Annotated in this window: 16 protein-coding genes and 2 pseudogenes; 11 read left to right on the forward strand and 7 right to left on the reverse strand. The window is 64.3% G+C overall.

Going from position 1 to position 21532, the window contains the following annotated elements; genetic code table 11:
* Positions 1–35 precede the first annotated feature (35 nt).
* The 4 genes from YP76_RS22610 to YP76_RS22625 are packed head-to-tail and all read left to right on the forward strand — an operon-like array spanning position 36 to position 7291.
* Positions 36–1316: a TolC family protein gene (locus tag YP76_RS22610; protein ID WP_021245250.1), complete on the forward strand. Its 1281-nt coding sequence runs from the start codon at positions 36–38 to the stop codon at positions 1314–1316.
* On the forward strand, positions 1316–2566 hold the full coding sequence (locus YP76_RS22615) for an efflux RND transporter periplasmic adaptor subunit (protein ID WP_021245249.1): 1251 nt from the start codon (positions 1316–1318) through the stop codon (positions 2564–2566). The genes YP76_RS22610 and YP76_RS22615 overlap by 1 nt, the downstream gene beginning before the upstream one ends.
* Positions 2556–5762, forward strand: coding sequence for an efflux RND transporter permease subunit (locus YP76_RS22620; RefSeq protein ID WP_025546723.1), 3207 nt, complete (start codon positions 2556–2558; stop codon positions 5760–5762). Before YP76_RS22615 ends, YP76_RS22620 begins: the two co-directional genes overlap by 11 nt.
* The gene (locus tag YP76_RS22625; RefSeq protein ID WP_021245247.1) at positions 5759–7291 is read left to right on the forward strand and encodes an alginate export family protein; all 1533 of its coding nucleotides are present in this window, start codon (positions 5759–5761) and stop codon (positions 7289–7291) included. The genes YP76_RS22620 and YP76_RS22625 overlap by 4 nt, the downstream gene beginning before the upstream one ends.
* A gap of 188 nt (positions 7292–7479) precedes the next feature.
* Here YP76_RS22625 and YP76_RS22630 read toward each other — a convergent pair whose 3' ends face one another.
* Together YP76_RS22630 and YP76_RS22635 are read right to left on the reverse strand one after the other, a co-directional pair.
* The gene (locus tag YP76_RS22630; protein ID WP_021245246.1) at positions 7480–8172 is read right to left on the reverse strand and encodes an RES family NAD+ phosphorylase; all 693 of its coding nucleotides are present in this window, start codon (positions 8170–8172) and stop codon (positions 7480–7482) included.
* A 5-nt stretch (positions 8173–8177) separates the two neighbouring features.
* Complete coding sequence (locus YP76_RS22635; RefSeq protein WP_020818070.1) at positions 8178–8567, reverse strand: MbcA/ParS/Xre antitoxin family protein; 390 nt, start codon at positions 8565–8567, stop codon at positions 8178–8180.
* A gap of 268 nt (positions 8568–8835) precedes the next feature.
* Here YP76_RS22635 and YP76_RS22640 point away from each other — a divergent pair, with 268 nt between their 5' ends.
* Both YP76_RS22640 and YP76_RS22645 read left to right on the forward strand, forming a co-directional pair.
* Positions 8836–10611: a ThiF family adenylyltransferase gene (locus tag YP76_RS22640; RefSeq protein ID WP_197053195.1), complete on the forward strand. Its 1776-nt coding sequence runs from the start codon at positions 8836–8838 to the stop codon at positions 10609–10611.
* Positions 10608–11135 carry a Mov34/MPN/PAD-1 family protein gene (locus tag YP76_RS22645; protein ID WP_021245243.1) on the forward strand — a complete coding sequence of 176 codons (528 nt, stop codon included), beginning with the start codon at positions 10608–10610 and terminating at the stop codon, positions 11133–11135. The genes YP76_RS22640 and YP76_RS22645 overlap by 4 nt, the downstream gene beginning before the upstream one ends.
* A 43-nt stretch (positions 11136–11178) precedes the next feature.
* Here the strand turns inward: YP76_RS22645 and YP76_RS22650 are convergent.
* The 4 genes and pseudogenes from YP76_RS22650 to YP76_RS22665 all read right to left on the reverse strand — a co-directional run.
* Positions 11179–11817, reverse strand: a pseudogene (locus tag YP76_RS22650) (integrase); the annotation flags it as partial.
* A gap of 680 nt (positions 11818–12497) precedes the next feature.
* The gene (locus YP76_RS22655) at positions 12498–12773 is read right to left on the reverse strand and encodes a hypothetical protein (protein WP_030541607.1); all 276 of its coding nucleotides are present in this window, start codon (positions 12771–12773) and stop codon (positions 12498–12500) included.
* Positions 12774–12828: 55 nt separating this feature from the next.
* Positions 12829–13578 (reverse strand): methyltransferase family protein, encoded by a 750-nt coding sequence (locus YP76_RS22660; RefSeq protein ID WP_021245240.1) that lies wholly within the window; start codon positions 13576–13578, stop codon positions 12829–12831.
* A complete protein-coding gene (locus YP76_RS22665) occupies positions 13575–13838 on the reverse strand; it encodes a DUF2933 domain-containing protein (protein ID WP_013039078.1) in 264 nt (87 codons plus the stop codon). Before YP76_RS22665 ends, YP76_RS22660 begins: the two co-directional genes overlap by 4 nt.
* Before the next feature lie 251 nt (positions 13839–14089).
* Here YP76_RS22665 and YP76_RS22670 point away from each other — a divergent pair, with 251 nt between their 5' ends.
* The 5 genes and pseudogenes from YP76_RS22670 (at position 14090) to YP76_RS22690 (ending at position 19545) form a co-directional block, all read left to right on the forward strand.
* The gene (locus YP76_RS22670) at positions 14090–15550 is read left to right on the forward strand and encodes an MBL fold metallo-hydrolase RNA specificity domain-containing protein (protein WP_021245239.1); all 1461 of its coding nucleotides are present in this window, start codon (positions 14090–14092) and stop codon (positions 15548–15550) included.
* Entirely contained in the window at positions 15547–17085 is a 1539-nt protein-coding gene (locus tag YP76_RS22675; RefSeq protein WP_021245238.1) for a thymidine phosphorylase family protein, read from the forward strand. Before YP76_RS22670 ends, YP76_RS22675 begins: the two co-directional genes overlap by 4 nt.
* A gap of 8 nt (positions 17086–17093) precedes the next feature.
* Positions 17094–17966 carry a ribose-phosphate pyrophosphokinase gene (locus YP76_RS22680; protein WP_232307278.1) on the forward strand — a complete coding sequence of 291 codons (873 nt, stop codon included), beginning with the start codon at positions 17094–17096 and terminating at the stop codon, positions 17964–17966.
* A 169-nt stretch (positions 17967–18135) separates the two neighbouring features.
* A pseudogene (locus YP76_RS29315) lies at positions 18136–18331 on the forward strand (hypothetical protein); the annotation flags it as partial.
* Between the two features lie 593 nt (positions 18332–18924).
* Positions 18925–19545 carry a response regulator transcription factor gene (locus tag YP76_RS22690; protein ID WP_021245235.1) on the forward strand — a complete coding sequence of 207 codons (621 nt, stop codon included), beginning with the start codon at positions 18925–18927 and terminating at the stop codon, positions 19543–19545.
* 143 nt (positions 19546–19688) lie between these two features.
* Here YP76_RS22690 and YP76_RS22695 read toward each other — a convergent pair whose 3' ends face one another.
* Entirely contained in the window at positions 19689–21455 is a 1767-nt protein-coding gene (locus tag YP76_RS22695; RefSeq protein ID WP_021245234.1) for an oleate hydratase, read from the reverse strand.
* Positions 21456–21532: the final 77 nt, after the last annotated feature.

A 21532-nucleotide genomic window follows, 5' to 3' on the forward strand; every position in this document is an offset into this window, starting at 1 on the left:
GCGCGGATGTGTCGTGCCGTCTTGCGAGGCCTTTCATGTTTTCATTCGATCGCGCGCGTGCCCACGCGCGCCTTGCCAAGATGCCGGTGCTCTGCGCCGTGCTTCCACTTTTCCTCTACGCGCAGGCGGCTTCGGCCCAAAACCTGACGCTTTCCGATGCGCTGGCCCGGGTGGCGAGCGGCGATCCCGTCGTCGCGGCCACTGCGGCCCAACTCCAGGCGGCGAACGCCGCTATTGCCCAGGCCGATGTCCGTCCCCGCGACGTGATCGGCGTCGACGTCGAGGATTTCGCCGGCACAGGCCCCTATTCGCCGATCGACCGTTCGCAGACCACGGCCTGGTACGAGCGCACCTGGGAACGCGGCGGCAAGCGCGAAGCCCGCATCGGCGCCGCCCGCTCGTCGGTAGGCGTGACGTCGGCGCGTACGCGGCTACGGATGCTCGACCTTCTCGCCCAGGTGCAGGCGGCATGGGTCGAGGCGCTTTCCGCCGAGGCGGCGGTGGCGGTCGCCGGACAGCGGCTCGCCGAGGCCGAGCGGGTTGAAACCGAAGTCCGTCGCCGGGTCGCCGCTGCGCTCGATCCGCTGTTCGCGGCCGAGCGCGCGAAAACGTCGGTGGCGCAGGCGCGGATCGCGCTCGACCAGGCCCAGGCGGCCGCCCGCATCGCCCGCGCCTATCTCGCCGCCTGGTGGGGCGGCACGGCGGACTATCGGCTCGACACCGCGCCGTTCACCAATCTCGCCGCCGCTCCCGCCGCCGAGGGCGATCTTCCCGATCTCGCCTTGCTCGACGCCGAGCGCGCCGCAGCTGATGCGCGCGTTCGCCTTGCCGAGACCGGCAATGCGGGGGATCCGACCGCGCGGGTCGGCGTGCGGCATTTCGGCCAGGGCAACGACGTCGCGCTGGTGGTCGGCGGCTCTATCCCGCTCGGCAACCGTTCCGCCAATCGCGGCAATGTCGAGCGCGCACGTGCCGATGCCCAAGCGGCCGAAGCCGAGATCGCGGTGGCACGGGTCGAACGGCGACGCGAGATCGACCGGCTCACGGCCGAACGCGCCGCGCTCGCGACCGAAATCGTTCGGCTCGACCGCGAAGTGCTGCCGGGCGCCGAACGTGCGGTGGTCATGGTGCGCGACGGCTTCCGGCGCGGCGGCACCGCCTTCACCTTTCTCGAGGTGAGCCAGGCGAGCCAGGCGGTGATCGAGCTGCGCTCGCGCCGCATCGACCTGCTGCGCCGCTTCCATCTCATCGGCGCCCGGCTCGACCGGCTAACCGGCCGCCATCTTCCCCTCATCGCCAGCGCGGAGAACCGCTGATGAAGACCTCCTTCCTTGTACGCGGCGGCATCCTCGCCGCTTGCGCCTTGCTGGCCGCCTGCAGCGGCAGCCCCGCCGCCAACGAAACCGGGGAAGAACCCGCCGCCAAGGCCGCCGACTATGAGCGCGGCCCGCATCGCGGACGAATGCTGCGCGATGGCGATTTCGCGGTCGAGATGACCATCTTCGAGGATGGCGTCGAACCCGAGTTCCACGTCTACGCCTATCGCGGCGGCAAGCCCGTGACGCCGGGCGAAGTGCAACTCGGCGTCGAACTCACGCGGCTCGGCGGCCGGATCGACCGCTTCGCCTTCACGCCGCGCGAGGACTATCTGCTGGGAGGCGGCGTCGTGCATGAGCCGCATTCGTTCGACGTCAAGGTGCGCGCGGTCGAGGGCGGGCGCACACATAGCTGGTCCTATGCCTCCTACGAGGGCCGCACGACGATTTCCGCCGAGGCGGCGCGCGCCGGCGGTGTGAAGTCCGAACGGGCAGGACCCGTCGCCATCGCCGAGCTCATCGACATGGCCGGACGGATCGAGATCACGCCCGAAGGCAAGGCCGATGTCCGGGCGCGGCTGCCGGGGCAGATCGTCTGGATGAGCGGGCAGCTCGGCCAGCAGGTCCGCAAGGGTCAGGCCCTGCTCCGCGTCGAATCCAGCCACTCGCTCCAGACCTACGCGGTGCCGGCGCCGATCAGCGGCACGATCATCGAAAAGAACGCCAATGTCGGCGACGTAACCGGCGATCGCGCGCTGTTCGTGATCGCCGACCCGGCGAAGCTCCACGCCGAGTTCTTCGTGTATCCGCGCGATGCCGAGCGCGTCCGTGTCGGGCAGACGGTGCGCGTGCGCAGTCTTTCCGGAGAGGCGCGGATCGAGGCCGCGGTCGAGGCGGTCCTGCCGACCGCCGATCTCGCCAGCCAGACGCTGATGGCCCATGTCCACCTACCGGAATCGGCGGCGCGCATGTTCCGTCCCGGCATGGGCGTCGAGGGACAGTTCGCAGTCGCGTCGGCGAATGTCCCGCTCGCGGTCAGGACCAAGGCGATCCAGCGCTTCCGCGACTTCGAGGTGGTCTATGCCAAAGTCGGCAACACCTATGAGGTGCGGATGCTCGAGATCGGGCGGCGCACGCCCGAGTGGACCGAGATCCTCGGCGGGCTCGAACCCGGCACCGAATATGTGACCGACGGCGCCTTCCTGATCCGCGCGGATGTCGAGAAGTCGGGGGCGAGCCATGACCATTGAGGCTCCCGCCCGTCCGCCGCTGTTCGAACGCCCACCGATTCTGGAAAGGCTCGTCGCCGGCGCGATCCGGTTCCGCTGGGCGGTACTGGCCGCCGTCGCGCTGCTCTGCGCCATCGGCATCTGGGCGTTCCAGCGCCTGCCCATCGACGCGACTCCGGACATCACCAACGTCCAGGTCCAGATCAACAGCGAAGCGGCGGGCTTCTCGCCGCTCGAGGCCGAGCAGCGCGTGACCTTCCCGGTCGAGACCGCAATTGCGGGTCTGCCGGGGCTGCAATATACCCGCTCGGTCTCGCGTTACGGGCTCTCCCAGGTGACTGCGGTCTTCGCCGATGGCACCGACATCTATTTCGCGCGGCAACTCGTCAACGAACGGCTGCAGAACGCGCGCGACCAGTTGCCCGAAGGGGTGGTGCCCGAGATGGGGCCGATCGCGACGGGCCTGGGCGAGATTTTCATGTACACGCTGGAGGCGCAGCCGGGTGCGCGCAAACCCGACGGCAGCGCCTACAGTCCCGAGGATCTACGCACGCTCCAGGACTGGGTGATCCGCCCGCAGCTCAGGAACACGCCCGGCGTCACCGAGGTCAACAGCATTGGAGGCTACGAGCGGCAATATCATGTGACGCCGCTGCCCGAGCGGCTCTCCGCCTACGGCCTCACCCTGAACGATGTCGTGCAGGCGCTTGGACGCAACAACGCCAATGTCGGTGCTGGTTATGTCGAGCGCTATGGCGAGCAGTATCTCATCCGCGTGCCCGGCCAGGCGTCGGGTATCGACGATTTGAAGTCGATCATCGTCACCAATCGCGGCGGCGTGCCGATCCGCATCGCCGATGTCGCCGACGTGGGCCTGGGAGAGGAGCTGCGCACGGGCGCCGCCACCGAGAACGGCCGCGAGGTTGTGCTCGGCACCGTGTTCATGCTCGCGGGCGAGAACAGCCGGATCGTTGCCCGCGCAGCAGCCGAACGGCTTGCCGAGGCGGCCAAAGCGCTGCCGGCCGGCGTCAAAGCCGAGGCGATCTACGACCGCACCGAGCTCGTCGAGCGCGCGATCGGCACGGTCGAGAAGAACCTCGCCGAGGGCGCGCTGCTCGTCATCGTCGTACTGTTCCTGCTGCTCGGCAATATCCGCGCGGCGCTGATCACCGCCGCGGTCATCCCGATCACGATGCTGATGACGATCACCGGGATGCTCCAGGCGGGCGTGTCGGGGAACCTGATGAGCCTCGGTGCGCTGGACTTCGGCCTGATCGTCGATGGCGCGGTCATCATCGTCGAGAATTGCCTGCGCCGATTCGGCGAGGCGCAGCATGGGCATGGCCGGCTGCTGACGCGCACGGAGCGGTTCGATCTCGCGGCATCCGCCACATCCGAGGTGATCCGCCCGTCTTTGTTCGGCGTGCTGATCATCGCGCTCGTCTATGTGCCGATCTTCGCGCTGACCGGCGTCGAGGGAAAGATGTTCCATCCCATGGCAATCACCGTGGTCATGGCGCTCAGCGCCGCCTTGATCCTGTCGCTGTCCTTCGTGCCGGCGGCGGTCGCGCTGTTCGTCACGGGCAGGGTCGAGGAGAAGGAAAGCCGGCTCATGGTTCTCGCGCGCAAGGCCTATGCCCCCGCGCTCGACATGGCGCTCCGGCTGCGCGTCGCGGTCGTGGTCGGCGCGGTGGCGCTGGTCGCGCTCGCCGGCCTCGCCGCCAGCCGCATGGGATCGGAGTTCGTGCCCAATCTCGATGAAGGCGACATCGCGCTCCATGCGCTGCGTATTCCCGGCACCAGCCTCAGCCAGGCAATCGAGATGCAGAGAGCGCTGGAGGCGCGGCTCAAGCGCTTCCCCGAGGTCGAGCGGATCGTCGCCAAGATCGGCACCGCCGAGGTCGCGACCGACCCGATGCCGCCTTCGGTCGCCGATACCTTCGTGATGCTAAAGCCTCGCGACGAATGGCCCGACCCGCGCAAGCCCCGGACCCAGCTCGTCACCGAGATGCACGCGGCGGCCCGGACCATCCCCGGCAACAACTACGAGTTCACCCAGCCCATCCAGATGCGGTTCAACGAGCTCCTGTCGGGGGTGCGCGCCGATGTCGCGGTCAAGGTGTTCGGCGACGATCTCGACCGGCTGCACGAAATCGGCCAGGCGATCGAGAAGGTCGTGGCGGGCATCGATGGCGCGCAGGACGTGAGCGTCGAGCAGGTCACAGGCCTTCCAGTGCTGCAGATCACGCCCGACCGAGCCGCGCTCGCCCGGCTCGGTCTCAATGTCGGCGACGTGCAGGACGTGGTCGCGGTGTCGATCGGCGGCGCGCCCGCCGGACAGATTTTCGAGGGCGACCGCCGCTTCGCGATTATCGTTCGCCTGCCCGAAGATCTTCGCACGCGGGTCGACGAGATCGGCCGGCTGCGCATCCCGCTGGGAGCCGGCGGCGGCGAACCACGCGGCTTCGTGCCGCTCGAGGACGTCGCCAAGGTCGAGGTGGTCATCGGCCCCAACCAGGTCAGCCGCGAAGACGGCAAGCGCCGCGTCGTCGTCACCGCCAATGTCCGCGGCCGCGACCTCGGTTCGTTCGTCGAGGAGCTCCGCAGCAAGGTCGGGGCGCAGGTCGAGATGCCCGCCGGCTACTGGGTGAGCTACGGCGGCACCTTCGAACAGCTGATCTCCGCTGCCAAGCGGCTGCAGCTGGTGGTGCCGGCGGCGATGCTGTTGATCTTCGGCCTGCTCTATGCGCTGTTCCGCTCGGGTCGGGACGCCGCGATCGTCTTCTCCGGGGTGCCGCTGGCACTCACCGGCGGCGTTGCGGCGCTGTTGATCCGGGGGCTGCCGCTCTCCATCTCGGCAGGCATCGGGTTCATCGCGCTCTCGGGCGTGGCGGTGCTGAACGGAGTGGTGATGCTGAGCTTCATCCGGTCGCTGCTGGCCGAAGGCCGCAGCCTTGAGGACGCGATCCGCGAGGGCGCGCTGACGCGCCTGCGGCCGGTGCTGATGACCGCGCTGGTTGCGAGCCTCGGCTTCGTGCCGATGGCGTTCAACGTCGGCGCGGGGGCCGAGGTGCAACGGCCGCTGGCGACGGTGGTCATCGGCGGTGTCATCTCGTCGACGCTGCTCACCCTGTTGGTGCTGCCCACGCTCTATCGGCTCGTCCGCCGCAAGGAAGGCGAAGCGGATCGGCCTTTGGTGACGGAGGCGACAGCATGAGCCTCAGATCCTGGGTCGCCTGGCCGGGCGCGCCGTTCGGCATTGCCTCGGCGGCATTGTTCGGGGCGAGCACGCCGCTCGCCAAGGCGCTCCTGGGCGAAGGCGTGAACCCCTGGCTGCTGGCGAGCCTGCTCTATCTGGGATCGGGGTTAGGGCTGGCGTTCGTCTGGGTGCTGCGAAGACGGGTGAGCAACGAAGCGCCGCTCGTTCGTGGCGACTGGGGCTGGATGGCACTCGTGGTGCTTGCCGGGGGCGTTGCCGGCCCGCTGCTGCTGATGCTTGGCCTGACGACCACGCCAGCCTCCTCGGCCGCACTACTTCTCAACCTCGAGGGCCTCGCGACGATGGGCATTGCCTGGGCGGTGTTCCGCGAGAATGTTGATCGCCGACTGCTGCTCGGGGCGTTAGCGATCCTGGCGGGCGCGGCGCTGCTGGCCTGGCAGGGCACCGGCAGCGGATTCGGACTGGGCGCGGTCGCCATCGCCGGCGCCTGCCTCGCCTGGGGGATCGACAACAACCTCACACGCGGCAAGGGTACGAAACTCACGCTCACCGCTGGGCGCATGACGCTCAACCTGGGATCGCGCCGGCTGGTCGCGGCTGACGACTATCGCAACACGACCAATGGCTACACCGGCCTGCGCGCCGACATCGCCGCGCCGCAGGGCTGGAAGACGACGCTGATCTACACTCTGCCGCAAGTCCGTCTGCCCGACGACACCCAAGGCATTCGCGATGCCAAAGTGCGACTCGACAGGGAAAGCTTCGATCTCGTGCTGTGGGGCGGGCAGGTCAGCAAGGCCAAGGCGATCGGGGCAGCAATGGCGGAGCTAAGCTATTTCCATCTCGGCGAGCGCGATGCACCCGGGCGGCCCACACGGGACCGCTCGCTCGACACGTTCGGTGGGCGGATCATTGCCGAGCCGCGGGCCAGCAAGTTCGACTACGAGATCGAGGCCTTCTACCAGACCGGCCATGTCAGCGCGTCACCGGCGCCCACTGCGGCGCGGCAAAGCGTCGGCGCGAGCTTCATCCATGCCGACGTCGGCTACAGCTTCGCCGGCCCTTGGAAGCCGCGCCTATCGGTCGAGTTCGACCGGGCCAGCGGCGACAAACCCGGCGGCAGGTTCGGCCGCTTCGACACACTGTTCGGCATGCGCCGCGCCGATCTCGCGCCGGCCGGGCTCTACAATGCCATCGCCCGGACCAATATCATGACGCCCGGCATTCGCATCGAAGCGACACCGAGCAAGCGGCTCGACTGGTTCGCCTCTTATCGGCCGATGTGGCTGGCAGCGGATCAGGACAGCTTCTCCTCCACCAGCGTGCGCGACGCCTCGGGGCGCTCCGGTGATTTTGCCGGTCACCAGATCGAGGCACGCATTCGCTACTGGCTCGTGCCCACGCGGCTGCGCTTCGAACTCGACGGCCTGCTGCTCGCCAAGGGGCGCTTCCTCCGCGACGCACCCAATGCGCCGCCGGGAGAATGGACGCGCTATGGTTCGTTCAACTTGACGGCGAGCTTCTGACGGGCGGTCGGCTTGCGATCGCGTGTATTGGACGCCCACCCAACCTGACGAAGGTCATTTTGAGAGCAGGCAAATAGGGTTCTGTCAGCTCATCTTGGAAACGGACTTCCTGGAAAGTTCGCGCAGCGATGCTCACGGTAGCCGACGGCGGTCCCGCAACCTGTAGTAACGATGTACTGCCCAAAAGACTAAGCCGCGAGTGCGTCATCCGCCAAAGAGAAGTCCTCAGGACTTAATTTTCGGCCCACTTCATCAAAGGCGTAGACGGCCGAAATACGCGATCCGTCCCATGCAAAACGATAGTGAACCGTCTGGATGGTTCGCCCCAGCCTGTCGCCTCGCAAAACCGCGTAGCAGCGGTGCGACGGTCGCTCAGGGGGGCAGTAGATGATGCCATCCGCCGCTTCTGGCAAATCTCTTGCTATCTCCCAGCGTTTTTCCCGCTCCAGGTTGGGCGAAACTTCCGAGAGGTCCGCAAACTTTCCCGCCACCGGGGTCTTGAGCATCCGCATGTCCAAGCCAAGGGCGGCCTCACTCGTTCGCCGCAGGAATCCTTCGCGCCGAGCGACCGCTACAGCAAGCGCCGTCTGTTGATCGTCGGAAAGTTCCAACGCTGGCCAGGTAGACGGGAAGAAGCGGCTCCCCTCAGGGTTGAGGTATTTGAACGGAGCGAGATTCCAGTTTTGAAGCTGCGGCGACCCGCTATCACCATATAAGGCTCGTAGCCGCTCATCTGACTGTAAACGCGGATTGGTGCGCGCCTCGATCTCCGCGAGTTGATCGAGCCTGTCGTTTGCCACGAGGCCGTCGAAAACTGAAACGGGCGGGAAACGCGAGGGAATAAGCCTGTAAAGCTCACATTCGATGTCGACCAACTCCATTGCGATCAACCCCCGCGCTGAGCATCCAAATATTGCCGAACTCGATATATGTCTGCGACTCCCCCTCGCAACATGATAGCCAGGGCAGACTGACCATCAAAAAATTCGTTGGGCTTTTGCATCCACGCGTCGCCGCGTTCGTCGACCGTGAACAGGATACGCAGGGCCTTCCAGATGGCCAAGATGTGAGAGAGGCGTTCTGTCGTATCATTCGGAAGCGTTCCGCCCTCTTTCTTCCATTTGAAGAATGTCGACCTGCCCGGTGAGCCCAAGAGCCTGATCTGATCGTCAGTGGTCAACTCCCAGCGTTCCGCGATCTGGAAAAAGGCCTCTAGCTCCACCGGAATCCGGGTCGTTCCCATGCCCGCGCGAGCATCGGCTTGCGAATTGCCCATAAAAAGCTCCCCGGTCCATTTCTGGACTTGATTTGCAAATCAGTCCTAATACATACAGTTCAAATCAGGACTCGAACGCGATTCTAGTCCATGATGACACGGCGTCAAGAGTCCTCTCAGGAGATCATGATGAACAGCAACAATGGAAATCCGCCGGGCCACCCGGATCATCCGCAGCACCCCGATGTGCCCAAAGGCCCGCCGAGCCATACACCCGGCCGTCCGGATGGTCCGCCGGTGCCGTCCAACCCGCCACCCCACCGCCCGGTTGGTTGAACAGATGACCGCAACCGAGGGCTGGTGGGACTCGTGGGACGGCCTGTACCGGGCCGAATTGGCCGCGTTTGAACGCCACGGCGCTGCGGTTTTGGTTAAGCACAAGTCAGATGGCTTCCTCCTGTTGGAAGCTATCTGGCCGGCCAAGGAGCGAGGAGATATTCGGCTACTTGTCGGGTTCTCCTCGTTACACCCCTATTGCCGCCCCGAAGTGACGGCACCCGATCTTGAACTCGATCGCCATCAAAATCCGCACAGCAAGGCCCTTTGCCTTTTGATCCAAGGCAATGACCAGTGGGACCCGAACGAACTTGTGGCTGACATGATCGACCGCCAGTTGCAGCAGCTGTTCGATGCCATCGGCCACCGCAATGCTGGTTCTTGGGAAGAAGCGGCCAAGGCGGAGGAGCCTTATCCAGATCCGCTCTCGACCTATTTTAACGGCCAGGGTGAAACCAACTCTGCCGTGTACTTTGGACAGGGGCGCACCGCTCCAACCGGCAAATTCGGCCCAGCGACCGCCGTCAGCCAGGAACGCCCGATAGCCGGCCCTAAGAAGGACGGCGCAGCTTTCGAAGCGATCATGACGCAGACGAGACCTGCTAAAGGGGTTTGGCTCGCAGAGCCATTTGAACTGCCGCAGCGAACAGGAAAGTGGTCGCCACTGCCAGCCCGATGGGTGCGCATGAAACCGACCCTTGGACGGGACGCGGCAGCCCTCCTAGCCGAAGCGGAAGCACTGGTCGCAGCTGAGGCGAACCTGTTCCAAGGGGAAGCAAGCGGCTGGACGAAGATCGGGAAAGCCCCCTTGAGCATCACGGCGATTCTCATCGAGGAGGAGGTCGCTTATGGGCCGAATGGTCTTGGTGACGGATGGATTTTCCTGGCTAATCGTTGGGTCGGCAAGCGTCGCCATGTCAGCTTCATCCGGGGCTACGGCATTTCCGACGACATGTTCAGTCGATTGCCGGTCGCCAGCGCACTGCGCGGTAAGAAGGCCCTGCTCATAGGATGTGGTGCGATCGGAAGCTTCGCCGCTATTGAGCTGGCGCGAGCCGGTTTCAAGGAAATCAGCCTGTTCGATCCCGACCTGGTCGAGCCCGGCAATTATGTTCGCTGGCCGCTCGGTCGCGCGGTATGGGGTGTTTCCAAGTCCGAAGTGCTCGCAGCGTTCATCCAGCAAAACTACCCGTGGACGCAGGCGTCCAGCGGCCAAACCAAAGTCGGCGCGGCGCTTTCTGACTCGCAAGACCTTGGACAACTCAAAGGGAACCCGTTGCAGCAATTGCGATCGCTGATCGGCTCAGTTGACGTCGTGATCGACACGTCGGCGTCAACCGAATGCCAGCAGGCGCTGGCGTTTCATTGCAAAGATATCGGAACCCCTCTTGTGATCGGCTATGCAACCCTGGGCGCCGCAGGCGGCGTGGTCGCGAAGTTCGCGACCGATCATCCAGCATGCTTCCTATGCGTCCAATCTCAATGGCTTGACGGCACGTTACCGCAGCCCGCGGAAGACACCGGCGGCACCGTACTTCCTGTCGGATGCAATGCGCCGACATTCACGGGGGGCTCGTTCGATCTGCAGGAAGTGTCGCTACAAGTTGTTCGCGGTGTGCTTGCCGTCACCATTCCGGATGTTTTCGACGCGGGGGATTGGGACGTTGCCGTCCTCTCGCACTTCAAGGACGGGAGGCGGATCCTACCGACCTGGGAGGTCGGGCATGCCCGCGCGCACCCCGTCTGCTGTGGCCGGGAGGTTGCGTGACTCTCTGGCTCAGCGCCGCCGCAAATCGTCGAATTCTTCAACTGGGCACCGCATTCCATCCGCTGGAAACAGGCGGCGTGATGCTCGGTTGGCACGATGGCGACGATCGGATCGTGGCCCGGGTCATCGGTCCCGGACCACGCGCAATGCACGGGCGGCACGCCTTCATACCGGATCATGTTTGGCAACTGGAGCAAATAGGTCAGGCATTTTCGGCCAGCGCTGGCGATTTGGATTATCTTGGAGACTGGCACACGCATCCGGATACCCCGGCAGTGATGAGCAATGAGGACCATATGACCCTGCGCCGCATCGGCAAGCGGGTCCCCAGGGCCGCGATGCTCATCGCCTCGCTGAGTGAGAAACGCTACGAGAGCCGGGCCTGGACCTATAACAAGCCGGGCCTGCTGGCACGGGCGCGGTCCGTCGAGACTGACGTCCGGATCTTTGAACCGCCTGAAGAGTGGGGTTTGGAGAAGATCGGCGGACCTTCTGCAATTCAGGGGGCTCAGCCTGATTTCTAATGTGATTGTATCATGCCGTTTCGCCGCGACAGACCTAGCCCCGTCACCCAATCTTCGCCATTAGTCGGCCAGCCGCGCCCTGCTCGGCCGCGAGATTCCGGTTGTAAGCGAGAGGCATGCGCGGGCTCTTCCAGCGCAGGGCGTCCATGATCCCGGCGAGATCCTCCCCGACGACGAACAAGTCCTGATTGAGGCCCACTCGAGTCGAATGCGCGCTGATCCCCTTGAGCAGCCGTTCCAGATCGTCCTTGGTCAAATCCGGTAGTGCGCCGCGCTCGAAAGCTTGATTGATGATGGCGCGCCAGATCGGCCCGATCGAGCCGGGATGCAGCGCCGCCGTGCCGATATCATATTCCACACGCGCCGCCACAGCTGGCTTCGGTAGCGTCTTGCGCAAGTCCCAGGTCTCGCGACTCGAGATGCTATCGATGCGCCGCCCCGGGACCGCCTTGCGGGCCTTGTAGCGCCGTACCTGCACCCGGCGGAACAAGGGGCCGGCCTCAATGCCCGAGGCAGCACGCCAGGCCGCAATGGCGCGCACGGATCGCCGCGACAGATAAGCGGTCGCCCCCTCTCCTTCCGGATCTCCCTTGCTGCGCGCAATAGTCAGTAGCCGCGCCTCCGGGTCAAGCGCCTCCGTGATGTCCGTGACGTCGATCACCACCAGCTCGGAGGCGCGAACGCGCCGCTCGCGAACCACAAAAGAAGCTGCGCGCCGACAATGATCGCGAGCCACTTGTGAGTGCGGCTCGCGAGAAGGTGCAGCCGAAGTTTGGTGCTTCTCAGGGTCGAATCTCCATCCTTGCGTGTCTCATTTCGTGCCTGCCAGATTCTTCATCATCCCGCGTGGCCGACAGGTGCGCCCGCGACCAGCGCTTGTACGGCTCAGCCGTCATCCCCGAGAGTTAGCGCACGAACGCCACCGTGTCCCAGACAGGGGATCCGGTGCGTCTTGCCCCCCGCCGGCTCGGCCGTCAGCTTACACCATGCTTGATAATCCAGGGCTGCTGAGCGGGCGTGAGGCGTTGCGCCACCCCTCGCCAGTTCGGGGCTTGCCGTTAAGGGCCTTGGCTCACCTCCGATTCCTCCGCGCCGGGGCGATAGATGACAGCCGCTGCACATCTCTCCGTAGAGGCCGACACCGACTGACACCCGTTGCGCCGACGCAAAATCCGGCCGCGCCCTTGGCAATCAGCCCGCTGGCACGGCGGTCGAACAGGTCAGTTGCTTGTCCGGCTTACAGATAGCGCCCGATCGCACTGCCCGGGCTCGGTCACGTCCTGAACTTCGGTGACGTTCAGGACGTGGCTGCGATCTCGATCGGTGGGCGGCCCAGCTTTTCGAGGGCGATCGCGTGACGGGCTAACCAACGACGGGATCTTTGACCCACCCCAAGGCATCGTGCAGCTCTGATATGTCGGCGTCGATGATCGCGTACAGGTCTTTATCTTCCTCGCGAAAGAACATGCGCGCCTTCGCTTCGTCTTCGGCAGGGGGAAGCATCGCTCCCAGGCGCTCCGGCCATTTCGCGTCTATGAATCTCATGAGCCGCTTCCAGGCCGCGGATCGGGTCTGATGGAGGCTCAGGACGGGAACGCCGTTTACTACAATCGCAAGGATCGTCACCTGCATGGTCACATACGCCCCCTCGATTTCGTCATGTTCGTGATGATCTTGCGGAGGAGGACAACGTCTAACCTCCTGGCAGCATGTTGTCGTGTTCTCGAGAACCCTCGCTAACCGGCCCGTCCGTCTGATGGCCTGCCATTCGAGCATTTCCTGTGAAGGCCAGTCCTGCAATCTCCCGCTTCCAACGCAAGCTGGGGAAGAAGGCGGGAACATGGGCCATGTACTGGCGGTAGCTATCGCCGTAGGTCGCGAGCGCGTATCTCTCCTCATGCTTAGCCAAACGAATGTACATCACCACCAGCACTGGAAACATGGCAAGCGTCAGAAGCGTCGGCCATTGTAGCAAGAAACCGAGCATGACGAGGATGAACCCTACGTATTGAGGGTGCCGCACCCGGGCGTAGACCCCCGTCATTGCCAATTCGTGTTTGCGCTGACTCGTGTGAAGCGCCGTCCACGCGATCGAGATTAGCCAAAAGCCTACACCAATCAGCACAAAGCTGGCGATGTGGAACGGGCCGAAATGCGGATTGATGCGCCAGCCGAACATCATTTCCAGGATGTGGCCAGCATCGTGGCTCCACCAGTCGACGCCGGGGAAATGCGACTGGAGCCACCCCGACAGCAGGAAGATGGTGAGCGGGAAGCCATACATTTCGGCGAAGAGCGCGACGATGAACGCACTGAACGCGCCGAAGCTGCGCCAGTCGCGCCGCGTTGCCGGCTTGAAGAAGCTGAACGCAAAGAGGATGAAAACGGCGGCATTGACCAGCGCGAGCCCCCACAGACCATAGCCATAGTCGGCGTGCGTCATCGCGACTCTCCTTCGATGCGGCCGTTGGGATTGGCCGGCAAGCCGGCGGGTGCCTGGCCGGGCTCATGGCCATGCTGATGCCCACCTTGGCCGTGGTGCATGAACAGGTGCATGAGCGGGCAGGCGAGCAGGATGAGATAGGGCAGCACACCCAGGAAGTGCGCGGTATGCTCGGTAATGAGGAAGAAGCTGGCGACGAGCAGGAAGCCGATCAGAACGATCTTGCCGCGCTTGCGCATGCGATGGTCATGTTCGCCCATATGCCGTTCTCTTCTAGTCAACGTCCAGCCTGCATAGGCTCGAGTCCAAGGAGCAAGGTATAAGTAGAGACCGAAGTCCGAAGGGCATCGCGCAAGCATGGGTAAGGTGATCGATCGGATCGGCCACCGGTGTTCGCGCGACGCAACTGTCGGGAGCAGCAGTCGTGCTGCGGCTTTTGCGTATAGGCGTGCGGCGTCCGCGAATCAAAGCTGCGCTCACGAACATAATCGTGAGAGGCAGGCCCGCGTCCATGCACAAGAGAAAGAAACGGCACCATTCCCGCAACCAGTCCGGCGTGACCGTCCTCGAGCGCGAAGCAAGGATCGATCTGGCTAAGCGCCCGGCCGATGGTCTCGGCGTCGCCTTTCTCGGCGCATCGGGAACGGTCACAGGGTCGCGTTATCTGGTGGACGATGGTGAAACTCAGATCGTTGTCGATTCCGGCCTGTTTCAAGGACCCAGGGATCTGCGCCGCCTTAATTGGGCGCCAATTCCACCCGAAGTCGCCGATGTCGGCCAAGTCCTGCTGACCCACGCTCATCTCGATCACTCGGGCGCGCTACCGCGCATGGCGCGCCTGGGCTGGGACGGTACCGTCCTTGCCACCCGGGCGACCGCGGCCCTGTGCGAGCTCCTTCTTCCCGACAGCGGTCATCTGCAGGAAAAGGATGCGGAGTTCGCCAACCGGCACGGCTTCTCCAGGCACCAGCCGGCGCTGCCGCTCTACACCCAGGCTGACGCGCGTCTGGCATTGCAGCTCTTCCGGCCGATCGAGTTCGGAGCGTGGCATGCAGTCACGGACGGCATCAGGGTGCGCTATCATCGCGCCGGCCACATCCTCGGCGCGGCGTCGATCGAGATCGACTGGAAGGGGCGGACAATCCTCTTCTCAGGCGACATCGGCCGTTACGGCGATTCGGTGATGAAAGATCCCGAGCCGCCCGCGCGCGCCGACTATGTCCTGGTGGAATCGACCTATGGCGATCGGCGCCACGAGCAGGTCGATCCGACAAAGACGCTTGGAGATCATGTCGAACGATGCGTCGAGAGAGGAGGGACGGTGGTGATCCCGGCCTTCGCCGTGGGACGGGTCCAGTCGCTTCTCTATCATTTCTCGCGTCTGCGCGCGCAGGGACGCCTCCGCGACATCCCGATCTTCCTCGACAGCCCGATGGCGATCAACGCGAGCGGGCTGATGTGCGATTTCATGGACGAGCATCGCCTGGCCCGCGCCGAGTGCGAAGCGGCGTGCAGCGTCGCGCACTATGTGCGCGAAGTGGAGGAATCCAAGGAACTCACCGCCAACCCCGCCCCAAAGGTCATCATCTCGGCCAGCGGAATGGCAACGGGCGGCCGCGTGCTCCACCATCTCAAGCGCTTCGCGCCGGATGGGAAGAACCTCATCCTCTTCTCGGGCTTCCAGGCGGCGGGCACCCGCGGCGCCGCCATGATCGGCGGCGCCCGGACGATCAAGATCCACGGCGAGTATATCCCGGTCGAAGCCGAGGTCGCCAACCTGACGATGCTCTCGGCGCATGCCGACAGCGACGAGCTCATGCGCTGGCTCGGCTCGCTGCACGAGGCCCCGCGCCACGTCTATGTCACCCATGGCGAGCCGACCGGCGCCCACGTCCTGGCGAAGCGTGTCTCGGAGGAACTGGGCTGGGCATGCAGCGTACCGGCGCTGGGTAGCTGGGGCATGCTCGCGTGAAGCCCGGGATCATCGAGAACGCCGAAGCAGAGTCTGTCGCGACGACGCTGCGGGCACGCCGCATCGGCCTGTCGGGTGCCGGTAGCGATCTGATCGCGGTCATGCGCCACGACTGTCCCGTCTGCCGCTCGGAAGGTCTTGCGTCCCGCGCGCAGGTCGCGCTGCGCGCCGGCGGGCGGGAAATCGTCGTCTCGCTGCTGCACAGTTCCGCGGAGACTCCAGCGCCCGGCGAGATCGGCCTCTCGGAATCCGCATGGCAGCGGCTCGGCGTCAGCGAGGGCGATCCGGTCGAGATCGCGCACGCCCAGCCTCTCGCCTCGCTCGCCGAAGTGCGTCGGCGTATCTATGGCAATCGTCTCAGTGACGGGGCTTTTTCAGCGATCATCACCGACATCGCCGAGCGACGCTATAGCGATGTCCATCTCTCGGCATTCGTCACGGCCTGCTCAGCGGTCCCGCTCGATACGGACGAAACGATCAGCCTGACCAGGGCGATGGTCGATGTCGGCGAGCGATTGCAGTGGCCCGGAACGGTCATCGTCGACAAGCATAGCGTCGGTGGATTGCCGGGCAATCGCACCACGCCGATCATCGTCTCGATCATGGCCGCGGAGGGCCTGATCATGCCCAAGACATCGTCGCGGGCGATCACCTCGCCGGCCGGCACGGCGGACACGATGGAGGTGCTGGCACCTGTCGACCTCGACGTTTCCGCAATCCGCAAGGTGGTCGAGCGCGAAGGCGGCTGCATCGCCTGGGGCGGCGCCGTCAACCTCAGCCCTGCCGACGATGTGATCATCGGCGTGGAACGGGTGCTCGATATCGATGCCGTCGGGCAGATGGTCGCCTCGGTGCTGTCCAAGAAAATCGCGGCCGGTGCGACCCATCTGGTCATCGACATCCCGGTCGGGCCGACCGCCAAGGTACGCGGAGCCGATGCCGCCGACACGCTCGAGCGGGCGCTGAGCTCTGTCGCCCAAGCCTTCGGGCTTCGCACGCGCGTGATGCGCGGCCCCGGCGCCGAGCCGATCGGACGGGGCATCGGTCCGGCGCTCGAGGCGCAGGATATCCTTGCCGTGCTCCAGGGGCAGCCGGGCGCCGAGGATCTCGCCCACCGGGCCTGCGAGCTGGCGGGAGGACTGCTTGAGCTCGCGGACGCAGCCCCGGCCGGCGAAGGCTATGCGCGTGCGCGGGCGTGCCTCGAAAGCGGCCGGGCCTGGGCCAAGTTCCAACGTATCTGCGAAGCGCAGGGCGGCATGCGGGCTCCACCGGTCGCCCGGTTCCAACAGGATATGATCGCTCCCTATAGCGGCCGCCTGGTGAGTATCGACAATCGCAAGCTCGCGACGGTCGCGAAGCTTGCCGGCGCGCCGATGGCCAAGGCCGCCGGCGTCGCGCTGCAGTGTCGGCTGAACCAGATGGTGGATGCCGGGGCTCCCTTGTGCACCATTCATGCCGAGAGCCCGGGCGAGCTCGATTATGCGGCGGCCTATGCGGTGAGCGACGGGCCGATCTTCGGGATTGAAGCGCTATGAACCGTCCCGTGCTGTTCGCGCTGCCTGGCAGCGAGGCCCTGGCACAGCCGCTATCCGCCGCGCTCGATGCAGAGGTCGGCACGATCGAGCATCGTCAGTTTCCTGACGGGGAAACCTATCTCAGGGTCGTAAGCGACGTCAGCGACCGCGAGGTCATCCTGCTGTCGAGTCTCGATCATCCGGACGCCAAGCTGTTGCCGCTGCTGTTCGCAGCCGACACCGCGCGCGATCTGGGCGCTCGCAGGATCGGGCTCGTCGCCCCCTACCTCGCTTACATGCGCCAGGACATACGCTTCCATGCCGGCGAGGCGGTGACGTCGCGAACCTTTGCCGCGATTCTGTCCCGCCATCTCGACTGGCTGGTGACGGTCGATCCGCATCTCCATCGCTATCATGCGTTGTCGGAAATCTACCGCATCCCGACCCAGGTTGTTCATGCCGCGCCACTTCTGGCCTCGTGGATCAAGCGCAATGTCGCTCGTCCGCTGATCATCGGTCCGGACCTGGAAAGCGAACAGTGGGTCTCGCAGGTGGCGGCCGATGCCGATGCTCCGTTTCTCGTGTGCGAGAAAATCCGGTCCGGCGACCGTGACGTCACCATCTCGATTCCGAATGCCCCAGCGTTTCTCGATCGCCAGCCGGTGCTGGTCGACGATATCGCCTCATCCGGCCGGACCCTCGCCGAGGCGGCGCGCCAGCTGGTCGGCATGGGGTTCGCGCGACCGGATTGCGTGGTCGTGCATCCGCTTTTCGCCGGCGATGCAGCGCAAGTCCTGGGTGGGCTCGTCGAGAGGATCGTCAGCACGAACGCTGTTGCGCATACCTCTAATGATATCGACGTGATGCCGGCGATTGCGGAGGCCGTTCGTCACGGAATTTGAACGGTGCGCTGCGCGTCAGTTCTTCAGTACTCAATGCTCAATGCACGATGAAAACGAACGCCCGGCAAACGCCGGGCGCATTCCCATCCATTGACCCTACACGAGCCCGAACCAATCTTCCGGGAACTTCGCTTTCGGAGAAAGTCGCGGCAGGAAAGGAGGATATGTCATGTCGCACACACGCTCTTTCCTTGATCCCTTCATCGTTGCTCGGACCCGCAGCTTGAGCCCGAAGTGAAGCCCGCCATCCTTGCATCCTGGGCGTCCGATCGCTCCGCCGTCGAGGGCCAACCGGCCCTCCGTCGCCCGCCAGCATCCCGGTGCCGGTCGACGATGTGATGGCAGCGCTGCGCTGGCTCGATCGCGCTGAGCGCGGCGCGGGCCTGGCATCCTTGGTTCGTCAGGAACAACCCGGTATCGGTGCCATCCTCGCCGGGAATATCGAAACTGCGACACGGAAGGCGGGCGATCTCTGCGATGATCAGCCTTCGATCTCAAAACCCTATGATCACCGGTTCGTGCTGAATCGGATTCGCCGTGCCGTAGCGGCGCGCGAGCGGAGCTGCGATCCGCCCCGGACATCGGCGTTACGGCGCGCTGCTGACACAGAATAGCGATTATCAGCTTCTTGCCATGACAACATGACGCGTCGAGCTTAGGAGCAACCAGCGCGCTCATCCCCCAAGAGGCGTGCCCACTCCCGGCGGCAGCGTCTTGCGGCGCCTTGCCGCCGGGAGACCAGAGGGAGCGCCGCCCCGTTCGCAAGAGCGGTCATCTCGCAAAGTTCGGCACATGATGCCGGGTCGCTTACCCCCCTCTCGCCGAGCACCTGCCTTGCCTGTTGTGATGCGGCGGTATTTCGGCCTTGACCTTGGACCATGGTCCTACCCGTAGAAGGTCTCCCCTTTGAAGCTGTGCCCGCTGGGGTGCGCAGCAATGCCAACACGTCCGGGGGGCCATGGAGAGCAAGCGCGTCGTTCATGTCATTGATGACGAAGAAACAATCAGGAAAGCTGTAGGATTCACATTAAGGACAGCGGGATTTGCCGTCGAGACCTATGGCTCGGGAGTCGACTTTCTGAAAATTGCAGATGAAGCTGAAAGAGGTAGCATCGTTCTCGACATGCACATGCCGGACATGAACGGTCTACAGGTTCAGGCAGCGCTGACGCAGATGGATATAAGCATGCCAGTCGTGATGCTGACCGGCAACGGAGACATTGCGCTTGCTGTCCAAGCGATGAAGGCGGGTGCTGTCGATTTCCTGGCCAAACCTATCGAACGGCCGCTGCTGCTCGATGCGATAGACCGAGCGTTCGCGCGCATCGACACGGCCGAGGGGCGCGCTCTCGAAGAAGCCGAGGCATGCCGACAGGTCGATCTACTGACACCGCGCGAACGGGATGTTCTCGAAGGCCTTGCGCAAGGCCTTCCGAACAAGACCATCGCCTATGATCTGGGCATTTCTTCACGGACGGTCGAAGTCCATCGCGCGAGCATCATGTCCAAGCTTGGAGTCCGTACCCTTGCCGAAACCTTGCGGATCGCCTTTGCGGCTGGAATGGGAAGGCCGCTGTAGGTAAAGGCGGCCAGGGCTGCTGCGGTTGAATCTCTGCGTGTCACCTGATGGCGCGGACATAGTGCCTGCTGGGATGCATCGACGGTGTTCATCAGCTTTTGGCGGAATTTTCGTGAGCCCAGGCGAAGGGTCGCGCTTGATTGCTATCGCGAAAGGAGATGAAACTCTTCCAACAGCTGGGCGATCTCTGTGCCTTCAAGCTTCGTCATCAACAGCTTGCGCAGGAAGGACGGGCCGGGAATGTCGATCCCTTTGCCATCCCTGAGCGGCCCGATTGCGGCCAGAAGCGTGCGGATATCATAGGTTGAGTTGAACACTTCGGGCACGCCGCGTTCGACCTTCATCAGCGTGTAGACGGCCTCCATCGGCGTGCGCACCGAATATTCCGTCGTGAAGATACAATCACGCTGCTTCGACTCGGCAAACTGGCCGACAAAGGCGAAGTTGACCGCGCCCTCGGGCACCACGTCCGGCCGGTCGCCGGCCTGGCGCGGCATGAAGAAGGCGGTGATGTAGGGCATCATCACCGGCACGGTCTTCGCCCCCGTCGCGGCGAGGCCGGGGATGTCCTCGACCGGCACGCCGAGATGATAAAGCCATTCCTGCGTGATCTCCTCGCCCGTACAGTCCTGCATCGGCTTCTTCACATAGTCGCCGGGTCGGTCGACGAACAAGGCATAGAACCAGGCGACGATCTGGTCCTTCGGCTGTTTCCTGAAGTGGGGTTGCCGGCTCACCGTCCAGCTCAGCAGCCAGCTCGAGTCCTTGACCGTGATGATGCCGCCGGTCACCACCGTGCCGCTGAACGGATCGCGCTTGGCAATCTTGCGAATGTACGCCGGAATGCGCGCGTCGAGCGTGGTGATGGTCGCCGACGCCCATTTGGTTTCCGGGATATGGGATCCAAACACGTCGGGACGACCAAAGGCCGGGTCCTTGGCCGCGATCCGGCGCCACAGGTCCCAGGCCGGCGCCGGCCCCTCATTCAGCCTGGCCGGTGTATGATGATCGCCATTGTCGGAATTTTCGGTCAGCGATCCGATAGTGATGAAGACGAGATCATCGGCGCCGAGATCGACGCCGCCTTCGACGCCGTTTTCGATCCAGGCAATCCGGGTCGCCTGCTTGCGGCCGGGCTGGATGTCGAAATCGACGTCGGTGACCTCGACGCCGTAGCGAAATCTCACACCGCGATCCTGCAACCATTTGACCAACGGCAGGACCATCGATTCATATTGGTTGTAGCGGTTGAACTTGAGCGAGGAAAAATCCGCCAGACTGCCGATATGGTGGATGAAGCGATGCAGATAGAGCTTCATCTCGAGCGCGGAATGCCATTCCTCGAAGGCGAACATGGTGCGCCAGTAGAGCCAGAAGTTGCTCCTGAGGAAATCATCGCCGAAGACTTCGTTGATCCGCTTGTTCTCCATCTCCTCCCGCGTCGCGAGGAAGACGGAGATCAGATCTCTTCGCGCGCGATCGCCGAGTGTCAGCAAAGCCTTGTCGGGCACATCCTGGCCCTGGTTCTGCGTGACGCGCTGCAGCGAGAAATTCGGATCGTCCTTGTTGAGCCGGTAGAATTCGTCGAGCACACTCGCATCCTCGATCTCCAGCGACGGGATCGAGCGATAGAGATCCCAGAGGCATTCGAAATGCTCCTCCATCTCGCGCCCTCCGCGGATGACGAACCCCTTTTCGGGGACGTCGAGGCCGTCGAGCGCGCCGCCGGGAATATGCAACTCCTCAAGGATGGTAATATGCTCGCCGGCGACGCCGCCGTCGCGGATCAGGAACGCCGCGCCTGCCAGTCCCGCAAGACCCGAGCCGACGAACCAGGCCGTCTTCCTGTCAGCGCCCTCAGGTTTGCGGGGCCGCACGAAAGCTTCGTAGTTCCCGCTACTATAGTGCATGCTCAACTCCATCCTTGATCCCGACGACAATGGCGGTTCTGCGGTTTCTTGCTGAACAGCAGAAATGCCTGCCCTGC

Origin of the sequence: Sphingobium chungbukense, assembly GCF_001005725.1 — a bacterium.
GTDB lineage: Bacteria > Pseudomonadota > Alphaproteobacteria > Sphingomonadales > Sphingomonadaceae > Sphingobium > Sphingobium chungbukense.

Coding starts and splice junctions, on each gene's coding strand:
- YP76_RS22610 (WP_021245250.1), top strand. CDS start 36: ATGTTTTCATTCGATCGCGCGCGTGCCCACGCGCGCCTTGCCAAGATG.
- YP76_RS22615 (WP_021245249.1), top strand. CDS start 1,316: ATGAAGACCTCCTTCCTTGTACGCGGCGGCATCCTCGCCGCTTGCGCC.
- YP76_RS22620 (WP_025546723.1), top strand. CDS start 2,556: ATGACCATTGAGGCTCCCGCCCGTCCGCCGCTGTTCGAACGCCCACCG.
- YP76_RS22625 (WP_021245247.1), top strand. CDS start 5,759: ATGAGCCTCAGATCCTGGGTCGCCTGGCCGGGCGCGCCGTTCGGCATT.
- YP76_RS22630 (WP_021245246.1), bottom strand. CDS start 8,172: ATGGAGTTGGTCGACATCGAATGTGAGCTTTACAGGCTTATTCCCTCG.
- YP76_RS22635 (WP_020818070.1), bottom strand. CDS start 8,567: ATGGGCAATTCGCAAGCCGATGCTCGCGCGGGCATGGGAACGACCCGG.
- YP76_RS22660 (WP_021245240.1), bottom strand. CDS start 13,578: ATGACGCACGCCGACTATGGCTATGGTCTGTGGGGGCTCGCGCTGGTC.
- YP76_RS22665 (WP_013039078.1), bottom strand. CDS start 13,838: ATGGGCGAACATGACCATCGCATGCGCAAGCGCGGCAAGATCGTTCTG.
- YP76_RS22670 (WP_021245239.1), top strand. CDS start 14,090: ATGCACAAGAGAAAGAAACGGCACCATTCCCGCAACCAGTCCGGCGTG.
- YP76_RS22690 (WP_021245235.1), top strand. CDS start 18,925: ATGGAGAGCAAGCGCGTCGTTCATGTCATTGATGACGAAGAAACAATC.
- YP76_RS22695 (WP_021245234.1), bottom strand. CDS start 21,455: ATGCACTATAGTAGCGGGAACTACGAAGCTTTCGTGCGGCCCCGCAAA.